The sequence below is a fragment of the uncultured Bacteroides sp. genome (assembly GCF_910578895.1).
Classification (GTDB): domain Bacteria; phylum Bacteroidota; class Bacteroidia; order Bacteroidales; family Bacteroidaceae; genus Bacteroides.
This window is the reverse complement of the sequence record NZ_CAJTSC010000004.1, coordinates 71,767-93,723: the sequence shown is the minus strand read 5'-3', so window position 1 is coordinate 93,723 and position 21,957 is coordinate 71,767. Positions and strand designations below refer to the sequence as shown.

Annotated in this window: 15 protein-coding genes; 11 read left to right on the top strand and 4 right to left on the bottom strand. The window is 46.9% G+C overall.

Features of this window, described 5'->3' with window-relative positions; translation table 11 throughout:
* The first annotated feature begins 9 nt into the window (after positions 1–9).
* The 7 genes from QZ327_RS02245 (at position 10) to QZ327_RS02215 (ending at position 10,854) form a co-directional block, all read left to right on the top strand.
* Complete coding sequence (locus QZ327_RS02245; RefSeq protein WP_294616751.1) at positions 10–252, top strand: NVEALA domain-containing protein; 243 nt, start codon at positions 10–12, stop codon at positions 250–252.
* Between the two features lie 58 nt (positions 253–310).
* Complete coding sequence (locus QZ327_RS02240; protein ID WP_294616749.1) at positions 311–1,396, top strand: hypothetical protein; 1,086 nt, start codon at positions 311–313, stop codon at positions 1,394–1,396.
* 67 nt (positions 1,397–1,463) lie between these two features.
* The gene (locus tag QZ327_RS02235; RefSeq protein WP_294616747.1) at positions 1,464–1,913 is read left to right on the top strand and encodes a hypothetical protein; all 450 of its coding nucleotides are present in this window, start codon (positions 1,464–1,466) and stop codon (positions 1,911–1,913) included.
* Between the two features lie 62 nt (positions 1,914–1,975).
* Positions 1,976–3,061 (top strand): efflux RND transporter periplasmic adaptor subunit, encoded by a 1,086-nt coding sequence (locus QZ327_RS02230; RefSeq protein ID WP_294616745.1) that lies wholly within the window; start codon positions 1,976–1,978, stop codon positions 3,059–3,061.
* Positions 3,062–3,086: 25 nt separating this feature from the next.
* Positions 3,087–6,158 (top strand): efflux RND transporter permease subunit, encoded by a 3,072-nt coding sequence (locus tag QZ327_RS02225; protein ID WP_294616743.1) that lies wholly within the window; start codon positions 3,087–3,089, stop codon positions 6,156–6,158.
* Between the two features lie 3 nt (positions 6,159–6,161).
* Positions 6,162–7,634 carry a TolC family protein gene (locus QZ327_RS02220; RefSeq protein WP_294616741.1) on the top strand — a complete coding sequence of 491 codons (1,473 nt, stop codon included), beginning with the start codon at positions 6,162–6,164 and terminating at the stop codon, positions 7,632–7,634.
* Positions 7,635–7,641: 7 nt separating this feature from the next.
* Positions 7,642–10,854: an efflux RND transporter permease subunit gene (locus QZ327_RS02215; RefSeq protein WP_294616773.1), complete on the top strand. Its 3,213-nt coding sequence runs from the start codon at positions 7,642–7,644 to the stop codon at positions 10,852–10,854.
* A 30-nt stretch (positions 10,855–10,884) separates the two neighbouring features.
* Here QZ327_RS02215 and QZ327_RS02210 read toward each other — a convergent pair whose 3' ends face one another.
* The 4 genes from QZ327_RS02210 to QZ327_RS02195 form a co-directional block, all read right to left on the bottom strand.
* Positions 10,885–11,895, bottom strand: a complete 1,011-nt coding sequence (locus QZ327_RS02210) for an AI-2E family transporter (RefSeq protein WP_294616740.1) — start codon at positions 11,893–11,895, stop codon at positions 10,885–10,887.
* A gap of 79 nt (positions 11,896–11,974) precedes the next feature.
* Positions 11,975–12,589 carry an L-threonylcarbamoyladenylate synthase gene (locus QZ327_RS02205; protein WP_294616738.1) on the bottom strand — a complete coding sequence of 205 codons (615 nt, stop codon included), beginning with the start codon at positions 12,587–12,589 and terminating at the stop codon, positions 11,975–11,977.
* A gap of 81 nt (positions 12,590–12,670) precedes the next feature.
* The gene (locus QZ327_RS02200) at positions 12,671–14,680 is read right to left on the bottom strand and encodes an AAA family ATPase (protein WP_294616736.1); all 2,010 of its coding nucleotides are present in this window, start codon (positions 14,678–14,680) and stop codon (positions 12,671–12,673) included.
* 13 nt (positions 14,681–14,693) lie between these two features.
* Positions 14,694–15,485: a Cof-type HAD-IIB family hydrolase gene (locus QZ327_RS02195; protein WP_294616735.1), complete on the bottom strand. Its 792-nt coding sequence runs from the start codon at positions 15,483–15,485 to the stop codon at positions 14,694–14,696.
* 90 nt (positions 15,486–15,575) lie between these two features.
* Here QZ327_RS02195 and QZ327_RS02190 point away from each other — a divergent pair, with 90 nt between their 5' ends.
* The 4 genes from QZ327_RS02190 (at position 15,576) to QZ327_RS02175 (ending at position 21,941) form a co-directional block, all read left to right on the top strand.
* Positions 15,576–16,739 (top strand): MalY/PatB family protein, encoded by a 1,164-nt coding sequence (locus QZ327_RS02190; RefSeq protein ID WP_294616733.1) that lies wholly within the window; start codon positions 15,576–15,578, stop codon positions 16,737–16,739.
* A 188-nt stretch (positions 16,740–16,927) separates the two neighbouring features.
* Positions 16,928–17,296: a BlaI/MecI/CopY family transcriptional regulator gene (locus QZ327_RS02185; RefSeq protein ID WP_294616731.1), complete on the top strand. Its 369-nt coding sequence runs from the start codon at positions 16,928–16,930 to the stop codon at positions 17,294–17,296.
* Between the two features lie 28 nt (positions 17,297–17,324).
* The gene (locus QZ327_RS02180; protein ID WP_294616729.1) at positions 17,325–19,283 is read left to right on the top strand and encodes a M56 family metallopeptidase; all 1,959 of its coding nucleotides are present in this window, start codon (positions 17,325–17,327) and stop codon (positions 19,281–19,283) included.
* 246 nt (positions 19,284–19,529) lie between these two features.
* Positions 19,530–21,941 carry a glycoside hydrolase family 3 N-terminal domain-containing protein gene (locus tag QZ327_RS02175; protein ID WP_294616728.1) on the top strand — a complete coding sequence of 804 codons (2,412 nt, stop codon included), beginning with the start codon at positions 19,530–19,532 and terminating at the stop codon, positions 21,939–21,941.
* The last annotated feature ends 16 nt before the right edge of the window (positions 21,942–21,957 follow it).

Sequence of the window (21,957 nt, the reverse complement as noted above, 5' to 3'; positions counted from 1 at the left end):
GAATTAAAGATGAATAAGAATTTTATGAAAATAGCCTTTGTTGCGATATTTGCTGTTGTGGCAGGACATGGTATTTATGCTAATTATCAATCAGAAGTGATATCGGAATTGACTTTGGCTAATATAGAAGCTTTGGCTGATTGTGAAATAACCAAAGGGGGGAAGGTCCGATTGAGATGTACAGGGGATGGGACTTGTAGTAAAAGCTATTTGGGATACACTTTAACCTGCGATGGTACAGAAGTAAAATAAATTTTAATGGTAATACTCTTGCATAAGCAAGAGTATTACCCAATTACAGAATTGAACAATGATGAAAAGAATATATATATTGAATGCTATAATGTTCGTCATCTTACTGGTAGGATGTGTACAGCCTAAAAGGAATGATGTACCAGTTCAGATATTGGATAGGGGGCTTTTAGCAAAAGCAAAAGTTCTGCAAGTAGACACAATCGGAGTATTCGATGATTTTATATACGCGAAAAATTTTTGGGTTTATGCAGATAGTGTATTAGTTGTATTAAACAAGAAACATAAAGATGGGTATTTTGTGGAATTGTATAATTTGTATACGAAAGAAAATATAGCAAAATTGTACAGATTGGGTGATGCTCCCAATGAAATGCTGAGTGCCAGAATTGATATGAACGGAAAAATGATGTCTGTCAATGATTATGTGAAAGGACAGATTGCAGTTGTAGATTTAGACTCGCTTTTGAGGAATGCTACATACACAGCTCTTCCTGTTCGACATCAGGTCATGGGAAGTCCTACTGCCATACCTTATGGTGATTACTTTTTGTTGGAACATCCGTATTGCTTTACTGATAAGAATCTGAAAATAGAACAAGATGCTCCACGTTTTATAGTGACAGATGGCAAAAATCCGTATGTAGAAAAAGTGGAATATAAATATTATACAAGAAATGTGTCGGTAGATGGATGTATTATCACGAACTATTCCACTGATAGGATAATATATGCTTATATGCATAAATCTGTTATGGAAATCTATGATAAGGATTTGAATTTGCAACGAATGATAGAAGGACCGATAGATTTGAAAGCAAAATACAGTTTGGATGGCGGGTTGGATACCGGTACTGAGATTAGCTTTAAAGATTATATTCCATACGCATATCTGACATACTGTACTGCTGAGAACTGTTTTTATATGTCTTATGTCGGCGATTATCTGAAATCAGGAGGAATGAAGGATTTTCCGGGATGGATATTGAAATTTGATTGGGATGGCAGATTGCTTGATTGCTTTTCTGTAAAAGGTTGTGTACGGTCTGTTTCAAAAAGTGAGAAAGAACGTGTCTTATATGTGACTGTTTTAAACAAAGAAGATGTACCAATCTTATTAAGAATGTATGAAAATGAGGGTTAGCTTTTGGCTTATAGTTATTCTATTGTTAATAGGGTGTAGCTCGGTGGCAAATAGAAAGGACGGGACAATGGAAGTTACGGATGATATCCTGAAGTTGATGGTTCGTGAAGAGAAGGCAACGGTTTTTCAAAATGATACTTTGAAAGTTAATTTTGAGAAGTTGTTTGAGAAAAGAGTAGAACCGTTTACAGGATTTGTCTATTTGTTAAATTCGAGTTGTTCTTTTTGCGTCGCTCAGTTTTTAAATTTCTTATCCTTTTTAGAAAAAAAAGATATCAATTTATCTGTAGTGGTAATTGTGGAAGATGGAGGTAGTGTTTCTGCGAAATTTTATATGAAACAAGTTGGTTTTGATAAGTTTGACAAAATAGAGTTTACAGAAAGTAGTAAAGGAGAAATTGTATCGGAGAATTTGGAATATTACAGTGGCATTATTACATATATAGTTGAAAATAAAAGAATAGATAGTGTACGATATGAAGAAATTCTTTCTACCGCAAAAGTTTCAGAAAAATAGGATAGTTTCAGAAAATAATATAGATTTGTAATTAATAATACTAATAGAAAAACAAGATGGATATGAGAACACAAAATTACCGACATTTGCTGTATGTAACGTTTCTTTTATTGACTGCCTGCTCCGGCGCAAAAAAAGAGAATACTGTTGAGGAAGGGGTGGCAACTGTGCTTCCAAGTAATGATAATGAAGTGACGATAGAGGTTTTAAAGCCTCGGGTATTTAACCATGAGTTGGTGAGCAACGGAAAGGTTGTTGCCGGCGGATTGGCGGATTTGAGATTTGAGACAACCGGGGTAGTGGCGCACATCTATGTGAAAAACGGTGACTATGTGCGTAAAGGACAAAAACTTGCTGAACTGGACAAATTCCGTCTGAAGAACAAAACCGCGCAGGCCAAGGATGCGTTGGACCGTGCCAGGCTGGAGTTGCAGGATGTACTGATAGGGCAGGGGTATCCGGTGGATGATACAAGTAAAGTGCCGGCCGATGTCATGCAGTTGGCACGTACCAAGAGTGGTTACGAACAGAGCCTTGCCCAATATGAATTGGCTAAATATGAAGAGGAACATGCCACGTTGACGGCTCCTTTTGACGGGGTGGTTGCCAATCTGTTTTCCAAACCTTATAATGCCGCGAATACGTCGGAGACTTTCTGCACCGTTGTGAGTGCTCAGAATATGGAAGCCGATTTCACGGTGTTGGAAAATGAACTTCCTTTGATTAAGACCGGTGACAAGGTGGTTGTCACTCCCTATTCGGATGCCGCTTCCGGTTATGAAGGACGCGTTGCGCAGATAAATCCGGTAGTGGATGACAAAGGAATGGTGAAGGTGAAAGCGGTTGTAAACGGCAGGGGAAAGCTGTTCAGTGGTATGAATGTGCGGGTAAGTGTGCGCCGCTCTTTGGGCGAACAGTTGGTAATCCCGAAAAGCGCGGTGGTGCTGCGTTCGGGTAAACAGGTGGTATTTACGCTGAAGAAAGGAGTTGCCCGGTGGAATTATGTACAGACCGGATTGGAGAATGCCGATGAATATACATTGGTTACGGAAACTTCTCAAACGGATAAAATAGAGGAGGGAGACACGATTATCGTGACGGGCAATGTGAATTTGGCACATGAGGCATCGGTGAGAATCAAGAATTGAAAATTAAGAATTATAAATTAAAAGAATGGTTGACTTCCTTATACGGAGACCGATTGCCGTATTGATGGCATTTACGGCATGTTTCATTGTGGGGTTGGTGACGTATTTCACCTTGCCCGTCTCCCTGTTGCCCGATATTGCCATACCTGAAATTACGGTACAAGTGGCTGAAAAGAATACCTCTGCGCGCGAATTGGAGAATACGATAGTAAAACCTTTGCGGCAACAACTTATCCAGGTGGCGAAGTTGAAGGATATGAATAGTGAGACCCGGGATGGCGCAGGCATTATCCGGTTGAGTTTTGATTATGGCACGAATACGGACCTTGCCTTTATCGAAGTGAACGAGAAGATAGATGCCGCCATGAATTATTTGCCCAAAGATGCCGACCGCCCTAAGGTGGTGAAGGCGAGCGCTACGGATATTCCTGTGTTCTATGTAAATCTGACCTTGAAGAATGACAGTGCTTACGGGAAAACCGATGAGCGTGCTTTTCTTGACTTATGTGAGTTTGCGGAAAATGTCATTAAGCGGCGCATAGAGCAGCTGACGGAGGTGGCGATGGTGGATGTGACCGGTTTGCTGGAGCGGCAGTTGCAGATAGTGCCCGATCCGGACAAACTGGCGGTGCTGGGTATCTCCATTGAAGACATTGAGAATGTATTGGCTCAAAACAATGTGGAGCCGGGCAGCATGACCGTGCGCGACGGGTATTATGAATATAACATTAAATTCTCCACGTTGCTGCGTACGGATGAAGATGTCAGGAATATATTCCTGCGGAAAGAGGGGCGTGTTATCCGCCTGGGCGACTTCTGCCGGATAGGAATTGTGCCTGTCAAGGAAAAGGGGGTGTCTGTAAGTAACGGCAAGCGTGCGGTGACTTTGGCTGTCATCAAGCAGGCGGACGAGAACATGGACGACATGAAGCGGGCGATTACCGGTACGATGAATTATTTCAAGCGGGTTTATCCGGATATCGATTTCAACATCAGCCGGAACCAGACGGAGCTGCTGGATTATACAATCTCCAATTTGCAACAGAATTTGTCATTGGGTTTCCTGTTCATCTGCATTGTGGCGGTGCTGTTTTTGGGCGATGTCAAATCACCGTTTATCATCGGGCTGAGTATCGTGGTGTCTATCGTCATCTGTTTCCTGTTCTTCTATCTGTTTAAGATGTCACTCAATATAATTTCGTTGTCGGGATTGATTTTGGCATTAGGCATGATGATTGACAGTAGTATTATTGTGACGGAGAATATCTCCCAATACAGGGAGAAGGGCTATTCGCTGAGGCGTGCCTGCGTGACGGGCACAAGCGAGGTGATAACGCCGATGCTCAGTTCGTCACTGACAACGATTGCCGTTTTTGTCCCGTTGATATTTATGAGCGGCATTGCCGGAGCGTTGTTCTACGACCAGGCATTTTCGGTGACGGTGGGTTTGCTGGTTTCGTACTTTACGGGTATCATGCTGTTGCCGGTGCTTTACATGTTGGTGTACCGTATCGGCATACGCCGCCAATCTTGGCTGGGCAGGATACGTATTAAGAATCCGTTGAAAGAGCATACGCTGGATTGTTTTTATGATGCGGGAGTCGATTGGGTATTTTCTCACAAAACGTTGAGTGTGGCATTTTGTGTCGTCTCTCTTCCTCTTTGTGTTTTCCTTTTCTTTTTTATCGGTAAGGAGCGTATGCCCGAAATCGACCAGAACGAGTTGATTGCCCGTGTGGAGTGGAATGAAAATATCCATGTGGATGAAAACCGCCGCCGGGTGGATGCTTTGTTTGAAGAGTTGAAGGGAGAGACGGTGGAACAGACCGCATCCGTGGGGCAGCAGGACTATTTGTTGAATAGGGAGCAGGCGCTTTCATCTTCCGAAGCGGAACTCTACTTCAAGACTGAAACTCCTTCGGAGATAAAATCCTTGCAGCAGAAAGTATATCAACGGCTGAGAACTGCGTATCCTTTGGCGGTGGTCACTTTCATGCCGCCCGAAACGGTTTTCGAGAAGCTGTTTGTGACCGGAGAGGCCGATGTAGTGGCGGAACTTTATGCACGCAATAAGGAAAAAGCACCGGTGGCGGAGGAATTGCAAGGATTGGAACGCAGGCTGGGTGAGCGGACGGGAGTGGCACCGACCGGAATCCCTTTCGAGAACCAGCTGAACATCAGTATTCTGCAAGAGAGACTTTTACTCTATAATGTTGCTTATAGTGAATTGTACAGGGAGTTGAAAACGGCTTTCAAGGAGAATAGCGTGGCAATGCTGCATTCCTACCAGCAATATTTGCCTATCAGCATAGTGGGTGAGGAGAAAACCGTGAATGAGATTTTGCAGCAGACTTTGATACAGACACGTCCCGGCAACAAGGGTGAAGTGGAATATGTTCCTTTACGGGATTTGGTAAGAATCCGTCCGGCAGAAGACTTGAAAACAATCACTGCGGGACGTAATGGAGAGTATATTCCTTTCCGTTTTTATGATGTGGAGAATGCGGAAACGCTGATGCCGGAAGTGAAGCTGGTGGCGGATGCCACGGGGGATTGGGATACCGCCTTTTCCGGCAGTTTCTTTTCAAACCGTAAGATGCTGGACGAATTGGTGGTAATCCTCTTAATCTCTATTTTGTTGATGTATTTCATTCTTGCCGCCCAGTTTGAGAGTTTTGTGCAACCTTTGATTGTGTTGCTGGAAATACCTGTGGATGTAGCATTTGCCTTGTTGCTGTTGTGGGTATGCGGGCATACGCTAAATTTGATGTCGGCTATCGGGCTGATTGTGACATGCGGCATCATTATCAACGACTCTATCCTGAAACTGGATGCAATCAATGAACTCCGGAAAGCCGGCATGCCGCTTATGGAAGCCATCCATGAGGCGGGACGGAGAAGGCTTCGCCCCATTATAATGACGTCTCTTACTACGATATTCGCGATGGTGCCTCTGTTGTTCTCTTTCGATATGGGATCTGAGTTGCAGAAACCGCTTTCCATCGCGATGATTGGCGCCATGTTTATCGGGACATTGGTCAGCCTGTTTATTATTCCGCTAATATATTGGTTTATTTATAAGAAGAAAACTGCTTGATATATGAGAAAATTGAATTTGATATTTCTGTTGAGCCTATGCTCGCTCTGCTGCTTTGCTCAACGCCGGATAACGCTGGATCTGCAACAGACTATTTCCATGGCAAATGACAGTTCGCTGGAAGCATTTCGTACTAAGAATATGTATTTGTCCGGTTATTGGGAATACCGTACTTATAAGGCAAACCGCTTGCCCAGCCTGACGTTGAACATGACTCCGGCGCAGTATAACCGGGACATTACCAAACGCTATGACTCCGAGCAGAATTTGGATGTGTATCGCAGCCAGCAGTCTTTTTACGCATATGGTAATCTGGCTGTGCGGCAAAATTTCGATTTGACCGGCGGTACGTTCTATCTGGATACGGAACTGGGGTATATGCGGAGTTTCGGCGGAAATAAGTATACTCAGTTTACGAGTGTGCCGGTACGTTTGGGATATTCGCAAAGTCTGGTGGGATACAACCCTTTCCGTTGGGAACGTAAGATTGAGCCTTTGAAATACGAGAAAGTCAAGAAAGAGTATATTTATAATGCGGAGCAGGTATCCGAACAGGCGACCACTTACTTTTTTGCGCTTGCGCAGGCGCAGGCGGAATATGATTTGGCAAAAGAAAACGCGATATCCACCGATACTTTGTATCGTATAGGGATGCAGCGCCTGAAGATAGCTTCCATCAGCCGCGCCGATTTGCTGACGCTGAAACTGGATGTGGTGAATGCGCGCAATACGTTGCAGAATGCGACCAGTGCTTTGAAGCGCGCCATGTTCTCATTGGCTTCTTTCCTGAATTTGGAGAAGAATACGGAGATAAGGGTGGAGCTTCCCAGTCGTCCGCAGGCGCTGGTCATTCCATTGGATGAGGCTTTGGCGGCTGCACAGGCCAATAATCCGGATTTTCTGGAACTTCGCCAAAATGTCCTGGAAGCCGAGCAGAAGGTGGATAGGACCAGGAAAGAGTCTCGCTTCAATGCCAGTATCAACGCAAGTGTAGGATTTAACCAGGTGGCGGAGAAACTGGGCGGGGCATATCAACATCCCATGCAGCAGGAGATGGTATCTGTCAGTGTCTCCATACCGTTGATAGACTGGGGAGTGCGGAAAGGTAAATATAATATGGCGCGTAACAATCTGAATGTTGTGAAAACCTCTGCCCGGCAGAATGAAATCAGCATTGAAGAGGAAGTGATAATGACTGTTTCCGACTTTAATGTCCAGCAGGGTATGGTGGCAAGTGCCGAGGAGGCACTCGACCTCTCCGTATTGGCTTATAATGAAACCCGCCAACGTTTTATTATCGGTAAGGCGGATATCAATAGCCTTACGCTTTCATTGAACCGTCAGCAGGAGGCGCAGCGCAATTATATTTCTGCCTTGAAAAACTACTGGTTGTACTATTATAAGATACGGAAACTGACGTTGCATGATTTTGCAACGGGGTTCTCGTTGTCGGAAAAGTTTGATTATGATAACTGAGAGAACCATGAAATCCGCTTCGTCCTTTACCGTCATCGTCACATTCGTTTGTCTGGCTTTGGTGGGTATCGCCTTGATACCGCTTCTGCCGGTCAAGTTAAATCCGTCACGTAGCCTGCCGGGCTTTACGGTGGGTTTCAACATGCCCGGAACATCATCGCGGGTTATTGAAATGGAAGTGACAAGTAAACTGGAAGCCATGTTGGCACGTATTCGGGGAGTGAAAAGGTTGAATTCCAAATCGGGTAATGGTTCGGGAAGTATCACCGTTGAACTGGATAAGCATGCGGATGTGGATGCTGTCCGTTTCGAGGCTTCCACCGTAATCCGGCAGACGTGGCCCGGATTGCCCGAAGGAGTCAGTTATCCTACTATCCGGATGAAAGTACCGGACAAGGATGCTGCCCGTCCTTTCATGTCTTTCACATTGAACGCGCCGGCAACACCGATATTGATACAACAGTATGCAGAGGAGCACATCAAACCGCAGTTGGCACAGATTGCCGGTATATATAAGGTGGAACTGAGCGGGGCAACGCCGATGGAGTGGAGGTTGGAGTATGACAGCGAACAGTTGCGTACATTGGGAGTAACTTTGTCTGATATCAGGGAAGCCGTAAGGCAATATTACCGGAAAGAATTTTTGGGCACACATAATGTGGACGCAGGGAAGGGCAAGGAGCAGTGGATACGCCTTGCTTTAGTGCCTGATGAGGTTTCTGATAGTTTTGAACCTTCCAAAATAGTAGTGACCACCACTGCGGGTAAGGTAATTCGTCTGGATGAACTGGTAACCGTGACCCATATTGAGGAGGCTCCTCAAAGTTATTACCGCATCAACGGACTGAATTCCATTTATCTGTCCGTAACGGCAGAGGAGACAGCCAATCAGTTGCAACTCAGTAGTGAAGTCATGCAAGCGATGAAAGATATCAAGGCGGTGCTTCCGGCAGGCTATGAAATACATCCAAGTTATGATGCTACCGAATACATCCGGGAGGAACTGGATAAAATCTATTTCCGCACCGGGCTGACGGTACTTATTTTATTGATATTCGTGTGGCTGATTACGCGTAAATTGAAATATCTCTTCCTGATAGTAGTTAGCTTGGTTGTGAATATAGCGGTTGCGCTTATTTTCTATTATTTCTTCGGGTTGGAGATGCAACTCTATTCGCTGGCAGGTATCACGGTGTCCTTGAACCTTATGATAGACAGCACAATCGTGATGGCGGACCATATTCTTCATCGCCGCAACCTGAAAGCTTTTATGTCTGTATTGGCGGCTACGCTTACCACGATGGGGGCATTGGTCATCATCTTTTTCCTGGACGATAAAATCAGATTGAACTTGCAGGATTTCGCGGCGGTGGTGATTATCAATCTGGCTGTATCGCTGTTGGTCTCGTTGTTCTTCGTGCCTGCCATGATAGAGAAGATTGGGTTGATAAGACATGCAAATACAATAAGGTGCAGAAGGACTTTTTTGCCATTCGGAATGAAATGGCGTATGGCGGGAGGTAGGAGGTTTATTAAACGTTTCCCGGTCTATTTTACCCGCTGTTATGCCGTGCTTATACGTTTCCTTTGCCGTTGGCGGTGGGCGGTTTGTACGTTGCTTTTGTTGGGATTTGGTCTGCCGGTCTTTTTACTTCCCGAGAAGTTGCAGGGAGAGGGGAAATGGGAGAAACTCTATAATGAAACCATTGGGTCCCACACGTATAAGGAGTCGGTGAAACCTGTTGTGGACAAAGCTTTGGGAGGTACGTTGCGCCTTTTTGTGCAGAAGGTGTATGAGGGTAGCTATTTCACACGCAATGAAGAAGTGGTGCTCTCTGCCAATGCGAACCTGCCTAACGGAAGCACGTTGGAGCAGATGAATACACTGGTGAAACGTATGGAGACTTATCTTAGTGAGTTTAAGGAAATCAAGCAGTTTCATACTTCCGTATATAGTCCCCGGCGGGCAAGTATTAGTGTATATTTTAAGAAGGAATATCAAAATAGCGGTTTCCCTTATACTTTGAAAGCCAATATGATAAGCAAGGCATTGGAATTGGGTGGCGGCAGCTGGGGCATTTACGGGCTGCAAGACCAGGGGTTCAGCAATGATGTGCGTGAGAGTGCGGGGTCTTACCGCGTAAAGATGTATGGCTACAATTACGATGAACTGTACGGATGGGCTGAGGAATTGAAAGCGAAACTTCTGACGCACCGCCGCATCAAGGAAGTACTCATAAATTCGGAGTTTTCGTGGTGGAAAGACGACTATCAGGAGTTTTACTTCAACCTGAATAGGGAACGTATGGTGCAGGAGGGAGTCAGTGCGCAACGATTGTTTGCATCGGTTCAACCTATTTTCGGCAAGAATATGGAAATCGGTTCGGTAGTGACGGAAGAAGGGACGGAAAGAATCAGGCTCTCTTCCCGGCAATCTCATGAGTATGATGTCTGGGCAATGCAGTTTTCTCCATACGGGGCGGATAACGGCAAACATTATAAACTTTCCGAAATGGCAAGCGTGGAGAAGGGGCAAATGCCGCAAGAGATAGCCAAAGAGCGTCAACAGTACCGTCTTTGCCTGCAATATGAATATATCGGTTCTAACGAAATGGGAAATAAGATCCTGGAACGCGACCTGGAAGAGTTTAATGCTATCCTGCCAATGGGGTATACCGCCGAGTCTCAGAACACTTCATGGAGTTGGGGCAAGAAAGACAATAAGCAGTACTTGTTTCTGCTGGTTGTAATAGCCATCATCTTCTTTACTACCGGTATATTGTTCAACTCTTTAAAACAGCCGCTTGCTATTATTTTTGTTATTCCCGTATCCTATATCGGAGTGTTCCTTACCTTTTATTGGTTCCGTCTGAATTTCGATCAGGGTGGTTTTGCCTCATTCGTATTGCTGTGCGGCATTACCGTAAATGCCAGCATTTATATTCTTAACGAATATAATGGCATTCGCCGTCGTTTCCCGCGTCTGGCTTCGTTGCGGGCTTATACTAAAGCATGGAATGCCAAGGTGGTGCCTATTTTTCTGACGGTAGTTTCCACGATATTGGGGTTTATCCCTTTTATGGTTGGCACTGACAAGGAAGCGTTTTGGTTTCCATTGGCAGCCGGCACCATCGGGGGATTGGTGATGTCGGTGGCAGGTATCTTTTTCTTTTTACCGGTGTTTTGCCTGAAGAGGAAGGAACTTAAAGAAAATCGTTAGCCGGGTGGTATGGTGTATATCTGAAGTTCGTTATTTCTCTCCTTCCAAATACCCTTTCTTGAACATATCAATAAAGAGGAGAAACAGGGAGAGTAGTAACGGACCGAAGATGACACCCATGAAACCGAATAACGACAGTCCGATAACCACTCCGAAGATAGTGATAAGCGGATGAATATCTGCCATCTTTTTTTGAATGATAAAGCGTATCAGGTTATCGAGTTGGGAAATGACAAGCATTCCGAATGCCACCAGTCCGATAGCCTGGAACCAGTTTCCTATTAAAGCCATGTAGACAGCTATGGGAATCCATATCAGTGCCGTGCCTACCATAGGCACAACGCTGGCAATACCGGTAAGGAAGCCGGAGAACAGAATGTTGGGGGCGCCGAATATCCAATAACCAATCATAGCCACTCCGCCTTGTATGAAGGCAAGCAGTGGTATGCCGATGGCGTTGGAACGGATAATCATGTTGATTTTGTGCACTACATCCTGTGTATTGGCTTCATTGAAAGGAAGAATTTCATTGATATATTGTTCCATTTTCTTGCCGCCTATCAACATGAAGTAGAGAACGAATACCAGTACGAACATGTTGACGGAAAAGCTGCTGATACCACCCATAAGTGTTTGTCCGATGCGGGGTAAGGATGAAATAGCGAATGACAGGCTGTCTTTGCTCAATACATTGTATCCGGTTTTGGTTTTAATGGCGGCGGCAGCCTCTTCGAACGGTGCGATGATGGCTTGCGGGTCGAGGTTGATATGTTGCAGGTTGACTACCGCCAGCCATACTACCAGTGCCAAAGGAACAAGAAAGCACAGAACGGCTTCTGCCGTAATGATAGTGGCGGCTATGCTCCGTTTCATCTTCCGCCGTTCGGTCAGATAGAACATCTGGTGCCTGACCAGAATATAGATAGTCAATGCCCCTAACAAGCCACCTAAGAAAGGGGTGATTTGCCTGAAGAGGATAATTCCCAGTCCGATGATAATGGTAATCAGCGAATATTTCCAGTATTGTTCTTTGATGCTCATAGGATTCATGGTTTCTTTAGGAAAGAAACATCCCGGGAGCCGGAAAAGTTTTTGAGAACAACGGGCTTCTGTTCAAATGTTATCCTTCGTCCAGCCAACCTTTTCCTTGCCGTACGATTTCCACTTCATCGTTGGTGCAGTCTACTATTGTGGAAACTTCTATGCCACCTATGCCGCCATCGATAACCAAGTCGACAATGCTGCCGAATTTTTCGTCAATCAGTTCGGGGTCGGTGCGGTATTCAATATCTTCGTCTTCATCGTAGGGGAGCGTGGTTGTCATGATAGGAGCGTCCAGCAGACGTGCCAGTTCTTGGATAATCGGATTGTCGGGCATGCGGATACCTACTTCCTTACGGTTGCGGAATATTTTCGGCAGACGTACCGTGCCGTTCAGGATAAACGTGAAAGCCCCCGGCAGGTTACGTTTCATTAATTTGAACGTATTGTTGTCGAATTTGGCGTACTCGCTGATGCTGCTCAGGTCATAACAGACAATGGAGAGATTGTTCTTCTTCGGGTCAATCTCTTTTAGACGGCAGATGCGTTCTATGGCACGCTCTTTCAGCCCGTGGCAACCGATGGCATACATGGTGTCGGTGGGATAGATGATAATTCCGCCATCGTTCAGGATGTCGGTTACTCGTTGTAAATCTGCCGGATTGTTATTTCTTTCATAAAGTTTCAGAAGCATGATACTGTCGGGATTAAGTTTCAGAGTATAACGCAAAAATACACAATAAGTTTCTTACAATCAAATGTGTAGGACTAAAAGTCATTTCGCTGAGCGCTTTTTCCGAAGTTCTTCTGCAAGCCGCCATTGCAGGGCTGCTTCCATCTCTTTGCCTGCTTGCATCAGGGCATCCCCGAAAAGTTCGTGGGCTCCTGCATGTTCGGGTTTCAAGGTAGTGGCTTTGTCCAGGTCGGCTATGGCACCATCGATGTCTGTGAGTTTAAGCCGCAACTTGCCGCGGTTGTACACAGCCTTGAATTCGGCAGGGCGCAGACGAACGGCACGGTTCAGGCACTCTCCGGCTTCCGCATACTGCTTTTCGTTAAAGAGAGTGATGCCTTTCCGCACCCAGGCATCCGTGTATTCGGGATACAACTCCAGTGCCTTGTCGTAATTGGCAAGGGCGGCTCGGGCATCATGCGCTTGGGTGATACATTCGTTCCCCATCAGGTAATATTCGCGGGCGTAGTCTTGCAGGCGTTTCCGTTGTTCTGCCATGTTCTGCTTCAACCGGATGTTCTCCGCTTTCAGCAGGTTGATGATATTCAATTTCTTACGGATGAGGCGCTGTACCACAGGTTTCTCTATATCGTAACGCGAGTGGATAGCTTTGAAAAACTCGTTCAGGAATGTCTCGAAGTCCCCTTGGTCGAAAGCTTTGGTCGCTGCCACATATTGCACGTCTGCCTGCGCTTGTTTCAAGGCGCGGTCAATGGCTTGGCGGTTGTTAAAGCGCTCGGCAAATCCTACGATTTCGGGACGCACGAACACATCGGCACGGCTGATAAGCTTTTTCAGCTGTATCCCTTCCAAAGATGTACATCGGCTGAGTGCCACGTATGCTTGTCCGCCGGCAAATACTCCGCCGGTAAAGTCGATGACTACCCGGCTGAATGTCAGTCCCTGGCTTTTATGCACGGTAATCGCCCAAGCCAGCCGCACCGGGTACTGGGTGAAAGTTCCTAACTCTTCTTCTTCAATCTGTTTCTTCTCTTCGTTGTACTTATAGCGGATATTCCGCCACGATTCCCGTTTCACATCACACTCTTTGCCATCGTCCGTAACTACATAAAGCGTCTCTTCAATGGGGTCGAAACCGCTGACGATGCCGATTGTGCCGTTCACCCACCGGCGGTCGAAATCGTTTTTTATGAAAATAATCTGTGCGCCCGGTTTGAGTACCAGTTCTTGCGAGGTGGGAAGGCTGCTTTCGGGAAAGTCACCCATGATTTCGCCTTGAAACGTCACGGCATCACCCGGCAGTTCGGCAAGTTTCTTGTCGTTGATATAGTCCACATTGTCGCGGCGGGTGGCGAGCGTGATGTACATATCGGCTTCCGACTGTTCTATACGGGTGCCGTAACGGGTGTTGAGCAGTTGCAGGTCGGCGGCGCCCACCGTATTGCTACGTATGTGGTCCAGTACGCTGACGAATACCTTATCGGTCTGTCGGTAGACTGTCTGCAATTCAATGGAAACAAGGTCTATCTGGCCGAATACCCTTGCGGAGAAGAAATAGGGAGTAGGGTAGAAACGGTTCAGTATTTCCCGTTCATCTCCTTTGACCACCGGTTCCAATTGGAATACATCACCCACCAACAGGATTTGTTTCCCGCCGAAAGGTTCCCGCAGGTTACGGGAATAGACACGCAAGATACGGTCGACGGCATCGATGATGTCTGCCCGTACCATAGAAATCTCGTCGATGATTATCAATTCCAGTTCTTCCAATAGTTTGCGGTGCGGCTTGGTGTATTTAAAGAACTCATGGATACGTCCCCGTTGCAGGCTGAAGTTAGGGTCGTCGGGCAGGAGCGGATAAAACGGCAGTTTGAAGAAACTATGCAACGTGCTTCCGCCCGCATTGATAGCAGCAATCCCCGTAGGAGCCAGTACCACATGCTTCTTCTTGGTATGTTCGCAGATATACCGAAGGAAAGTTGATTTGCCCGTACCTGCCTTTCCCGTCAGGAAAACAGACTGGCGGGTGTACTGTATGAGGTTCAAGGCATCTTGAAACTCTTTGTTCTGTGTGTCGGGTACGAAGGACATGGGCGTTGGAGGTTCAAAAAACTATTTCGAAATGTTTCAGTGCGTTTGCTATGCCGTTATCATCGACACTTGTCGTGACATAGTCGGCTACGGACTTCACACTCTCATTGGCATTGCCCATAGCCACTCCGATGCCCGCATGGCGCAGCATACTGATGTCGTTTCCCCCATCGCCGAACGCCATTGTCTCGTCCAGGCGAATGCCGAAATGCCGGATTATTTCGTCAATGCCACGCTGTTTGGTGTTTCCTTTGGCGGTGACATCCACGAATGCCGGATGCCAGCGTCCCAGTTCGCAGTTGGGGATAGCAGGCAGTATGGATTGCTCCTCTTCGCTATTTATAAAAGGTGTCAGTTGGTAATATTCTTTGTTTGAGTGTTCCTTTCGGTAAGTTTCCGGTGCGATAGGGTCTGTTTTCAACTGATTATTGAAGATTTCCGTCACGGTTTCATTGGGCTGGTTGGCGCAGATATCATGTTCGCCCACCAATATACAGGGGATATTGCGTTCGTGGCAGAAGGCGGCCAGCGCGTCTACTTCGGCGGTAGGAATGGTACTTTTGTAGATAACGGTATCGTCCACAAAGCAATAGGCACCGTTCATGGTAATATAGCCGTCTATCAGGTTCCGTTCCTGCAAGGCAGCGAGGTTGTTGATAATGACGGGCGGACGTCCGGTAGCGATGAATATCTGTATGCCTTTGGCTTTGGCTGCTTCCAGCGCTTTGAGGGTGGAAACGGGAATTTGGTGTGTCTTAAAGCTCACCAACGTGCCGTCGATGTCAAAAAACAGCGCTTTTATCATATCTCTCTTTTTTTAATTGGTTGGCAAATTTACTTAAAAGCGAAGATATTTCGTACTTTTGCACTTGATTTTATTCATGACTTGCACCGTATGAAGTATAACTTTGATGAAGTGATTGAGCGCCGCGGCACGGACTCCGTGAAGTGGGACGGCGTAGAGAATGTATGGGGACGCAATGATTTGACCCCTTTATGGGTAGCGGATATGGATTTTCGTACGCCGCCTTTTGTAATGGATGCTTTGCGCCGCCGTCTCGACCATGAGGTGTTGGGTTATACCTTTGCCTGCGAGGAGTGGTACACCTCTATTTGTAACTGGTTGCATCGGCGCCATCAATGGGAGGTTAGGCGGGATATGCTGACGTTTGTTCCCGGTATCGTCCGCGGGCAGGCATTCGCTTTGCAGTGTTTTACCAAGCCGGGCGATAGGGTGATGGTGATGACTCCGGTGTATCATCCTTTTTTTTTGGTGACCGAGCGCTTGGGACGTGAGGTTGTCTGTTCCCCGCTTGATTTGTGTGACGGGCATTACCGGATTGATTTTGAACGTTTCTCCGAGGACATCCGTGGGTGCCGGGTACTTATTCTCTGCAATCCCCACAATCCCGGCGGACGCGTATGGACGGTAGACGAACTGCGCCGGATAGCGGACATCTGCCGGGAGAACGGGACGATGGTTATTTCCGACGAGATACATGCCGACCTCACCCTTCCCCCCTGTAAGCATCATCCTTTTGCTACGGTGTCCGAGGCTGCCGCGCAAAATTCGCTTACTTTCATGGCTCCCAGCAAGGCGTTTAATATGCCGGGATTGGGCAGTTCGTATGCCATAGCCGTCAATGAGGATATCCGTCACCGTTTCCGGGAGTTTATGGAAGCCGGAGAGTTCTGCGAAGGACACCTGTTTGCTTACATCGGTGCTGCGGCTGCTTATACGCATGGCGAGGAGTGGTTGGAGCAGATGCTCGAGTATGTGCAGGGTAATATTGACTTTACGGAACATTACCTGAAAGAACATGTACCGGGCATTGGCATGATACGCCCGCAAGCCTCTTATCTCATTTTTCTGGATTGTCGCGGACTGGGGTTACCGCAAGAAGAGTTGGTAAGGTTCTTTGTGGAAAAAGCCCGTTTGGCACTGAATGATGGAACGATGTTCGGCAAGCCGGGCGAAGGCTTTATGCGGTTGAATGTAGGCTGTCCGCGCCCCATATTGCAAAAAGCCTTGCAACAGTTGTCAGCAGCACTCGGCTGACTTTTCCTTTCATTTAAGTTTTTTATTTATCCCATAATTCAAAATTCATCATTCAAAATTATCCCCCCCCTTCCCTTTCATGTTGATTCCTTTGTTCATCTTCAACTAAAGTCTTTAGTTTTGTTTAACTAAAATAATTAGTTTTACAACTAAAAAGTTTAGTTCTTTGCAGAAAAGAGATAAGGACAATGAAAGGACTGACTGTAAAAGAAGAAGAAATCATGGGCTTTTTCTGGAAGAAAGGGCCGTTGTTTGTAAAAGAGATGCTGGCGTTCTATGAAGATCCCAAGCCGCACTTCAATACACTTTCGACCATTGTGAGAGGGTTGGAGGATAAAGGATTCCTGCAACACAATACGTTTGGCAATACTTACCAATACTATGCCGTGGTGAGCGAGGCGGATTTCCGGAAGGGGACATTGAAGAATGTAATCAGCAAATACTTCAACAACTCCTACCTGAGCGCGGTATCATCGCTGGTGAATGAGGAGGAACTCTCGCTGGACGACTTGAGGCAACTGATACAAGACGTGGAAAAAGGAAAATCTTCGAGATAACAACCGTTGTTGATACACATATATTCTTATGGGCACGCTATTTGTTTATATACTTAAATCATCTGTCTGCTTGGCGGTGTTCTATCTGTTTTACCGGTTGCTGCTGAGCCGTGAGACGTTTCATCGATTCAACCGCATTGCGCTGTTAGGCATCTTGTCGTTCTCTTGCCTGCTACCGTTGGTGGAGGTCAGCGTGGAGCGTCCGGCAGAAGTGCATCAGACGATGATGACGTGGGAGCAATGGCTGTTGCCGGCGGATGTGACGGATGCTTCGGAGCATGTAACGCAGGTTCAGGAACCTGCGATGGTGTGGATGCAAGTGTTGTTGCTTGTTTATCTGGCGGGTATTGTGTTCTTTGTTTTCCGCCATTTCTATTCGTTGTTGCGGTTGGTGTCATTGCTGAAGTGTGGCAGGGCGGGAAAAATCGGTGATTATGTAGCAACGGCGGACAGGGCTGTCCTGATTATCCATGAGCGGGAAATAGCTCCGTTCAGTTGGATGAGGTATATCGCCATTTCGCGGAAAGATTTAGAGGAAAATGGAAGGGAGATACTTATTCATGAGTTGGCACATATCCGTAATCGCCATTCGTGGGATTTGCTGGCAACGGATGTCTGCATCTTCTTCCAATGGTTCAATCCGGCGGCGTGGCTATTGAAACAGGAATTGCAGAATATCCATGAATACGAAGCCGATGAAACGGTCATCAACGAGGGAGTGAACGCAAAGCAATATCAATTATTATTAATAAAAAAAGCCGTTGGCACAAGGCTCTACTCTATGGCCAACAGCTTTAATCACAGTAAACTTAAAAAACGTATCACTATGATGTTAAAAGAAAAATCAAGTCCGTGGGCACGTTTGAAGTATCTTTATGTACTTCCGGTAGCTGCTATTGCAGTAACAGCTTTTGCCCGTCCCGAAGTCTCTAATGCAACGGAAGAGATTTCCAGAATGTCGGATGCGCTCGGAAGAGAGCAAGTAAACTCACTTTTCTCTCGCTTCCACGACATTTCAGCCGTCAAAGTTAATGATTTAACGGCAATTGTAGAAACAAAAGTTGCAGAAAGTGTCGGGCAACCGCTGCCAAGAGATACTGTAAAGCAGAAAGGTAAGGCAGAGCAACATGCGGAAAAAACGAAAGTGGTAAGTGTGAAAGGCAAAGAGCCTGTACAGCAGTTGGATGAAATGGTGGTAGTGGGCTATGCCTCTAAAGTCGGTGAGGAAGACGACCCGGTATCCGAGATGGTGGATCAGATGCCATCATTCCCCGGAGGAATACGTGCATTGATGGAATACCTGGCAACGAACATGCGTTATCCGGTAGAAGCACAGAAGAACAAGATACAGGGCAGGGTGATTGTCGGTTTCATTGTCGGCAAGACGGGTGATGTCAGGAAGGCGCATGTTCTTCATGGTGTAGACCCGGATTTGGATGCGGAAGCTGTTCGTGTGATAGAGTCGCTGCCAAAATGGACACCGGGAATGTTACGCGGAAAGGCTGTAGCTGTGAAGTACACGATGCCGGTTACGTTCAGACTGACGGCTGATACTCCCGACTCGAAGCCGACTGATGCTTCCGGGGCACTTGATAAAGGGATGTTCCTCTCTTTCAAAGAAGGTAAACAGCCGCTTTGCCTTGTAGACGGCAAGGAAGTGGATTTTGCAATAATGCGTGCCTTGAAACCGGAAAGCATAGAGCATATAAAGGTAGTAAGTGACAAGGCTACGTTGGACAAGGAGTATGGTGAGAAAGGTAAGAACGGGGTTCTGCTCATCCAACTGAAAAAGCAGGATAGACCGCATCCCGATAAGAGTACCGACTTTACTGATACAGAGGATGTAGATATATATGTGGACGGGGTAAAAGTGGATACGAAGGGTAAAAAATTGGAAGAGTACATTCCTGCCGATAAGATTGGTCAGGTCCGAGTAGACAAGACGCCGGGACAGAGAAAGGCAATTTACATTATTACGAAGAAATAGGCAAGGAGAGATAGTGAGGTACTTTGGTTGGGCAGGATGTGTCGAAACCATGGAAAGCTTACATAATCACATTATCTTTTAGACACAGATGACACGGATAACGCAGATGAATTGAGAAAAAATTCTGCGTTATCCGTGTCATCTGTGTCTAAAAGATAGTGTATAAGTTGTTTTTTTTGTTTTATAAGTATCTACTAACAGAGTGAATTTTTATCTTTGCCTGACAAACGATAAAATACTTTATACATGAAACACAAACTGATTATCGGCATTTCCGCCCTATGCTTGGGACTCATCGGGAATGTACAGGCGCAAAACAAGAAAATGTATCAGAAAGGTTGGATTGATTTCAACAAGAACGGGGTGAAGGACATTTACGAGGACCCTTCGCAACCTGTTGAGAAACGGGTAGCCGACCTGCTTTCACAAATGTCGGTGGAAGAGAAAACCTGCCAGTTGGCAACCCTTTACGGCTACGGTCGTGTGCTGAAAGACTCCCTGCCTACTGCCGGCTGGAAGAACGAGATATGGAAAGACGGTATTGCAAATATTGACGAGATGCTGAACGGCGTAGGAAAGAAAGCCGGTCGTGTGCCCGGTCTGTTATACCCTTTCAGCAACCATGCCGAGGCGATAAATACCGTACAACGCTGGTTTGTGGAGGAGACCCGCCTGGGTATTCCCGTTGACTTCTCCAACGAGGGCATTCACGGGTTGAACCATACGAAAGCCACTCCGTTGCCTGCTCCTATCGCCATAGGAAGTACGTGGAACAAGGAGTTGGTTCATCGTGCCGGTGTCATTGCCGGACAGGAAGCCAAAGCGTTGGGATACACCAATGTATATGCTCCGATACTGGATGTTGTGCGTGACCCGCGTTGGGGACGTACATTGGAGTGCTACGGAGAAGACCCCTATCTGATAGCTGCCTTGGGGACGGAAATGGTGAACGGCATTCAGGAACAGGGAGTAGCTGCTACGTTGAAACATTATGCAGTCTACAGCGTGCCTAAAGGTGGGCGCGACGGACATTGCCGCACTGACCCGCATGTGGCTCCGCGCGAGTTGCACGAACTTTTCCTCTATCCCTTTAAGAAAGTCATTCAGAACTCGCACCCTATGGGAGTGATGAGCAGTTATAACGATTGGGACGGCGTGCCCGTGTCTGCCAGTTACTATTTCCTTACGGAGTTGTTGCGCGAGGAGTACGGCTTCGACGGTTATGTGGTGAGCGATAGCGAGGCTGTGGAGTTTGTACAGTCCAAACACCGGGTGGCGGAAACTTACGATGAGGCTGTACGCCAGGTGCTGGAAGCCGGCTTGAATGTGCGCACCCACTTTACACCGCCTTCCGATTTCATCCTGCCTGTCCGCCGCCTGCTGGAAGAGAAGAAAATTTCAATGGCTACGATAGACAAGCGCGTGTCGGAAGTGCTGCGGGTGAAATTCCGCCTGGGACTATTTGACCAACCCTACGTGACGGATACAAAAGCTGCCGACAAGGTAGGCGGGGTAGACCGGAACATGGATTTTGTGAAGAAGATGCAGCAACAGGCTCTTGTTCTTCTGAAGAATGAGAATAACATCCTTCCGCTGGATAAGCAACGGATAAAGAAAGTATTGGTGACCGGTCCGTTGGCGGATGAGGATAATTTCATGACCAGTCGTTATGGTCCCAACAGATTGGAGACGGTGACCGTGCTTGCCGGTTTGCGCAACTATCTGAAAGGCGTTGCCGAAGTGGATTATGCCAAAGGTTGCGACATTGTAGATGCCGGTTGGCCTGCTACGGAGGTACTGCCCGTTCCTATAAACGAGCAAGAGAAACAGGGCATTGCCGAGGCAGTGGCAAAAGCCGGTGAGAGTGATGTCGTGATTGCCGTGCTGGGGGAGGATGAATACCGTACGGGTGAAAGCCGTTCGCGCACGTCACTCGATTTGCCGGGGCGCCAGCAACAATTGCTTGAAGCTTTGCATGCCACAGGAAAACCGGTGATACTGGTGCTGGTAAACGGTCAGCCGCTCACGATTAATTGGGCAAATGCTTATATCCCTGCTATCTTGGAGTCGTGGTTTCCCGGTTGCCAGGGTGGAACGGTGATTGCGGAGACCCTGTTCGGCGAGCATAATCCGGGCGGCAAACTGACGGTTACTTTCCCGAAGAGCGTAGGACAGATTGAGTTGAACTTTCCCTTTAAACCCGGTTCGCACGGCAGACAGCCGAAGTCTGGTCCCAACGGTTCGGGGGCGACACGCGTGCTGGGCGAACTCTATCCCTTCGGTTTCGGCTTGAGTTATACGACTTTTGCTTACTCCGGTTTGGAAGTATCTCCACTGAAACAGCGTACACAAGGAGAATACACGGTTAAGGTCAATGTGACAAACACGGGAAAACGTGCGGGCGACGAGGTGGTACAACTGTATGTGCGCGATAAGGTGAGTAGCGTTATTACGTACGACTCGCAGTTACGTGGTTTTGAGCGGGTATCTCTTCAACCGGGTGAGACCAGGCAGGTTACATTCTCCTTGAAGCCGGAAGACTTGCAACTGCTGGACCGCAACATGAACTGGACGGTAGAGCCGGGCGAGTTTGAAGTGATGATAGGCGCTTCCAGCCAAGACATAAGGCTGAGGCAGACGATAACGGCTTTGCCTTGACGGTAATGAAACCCCA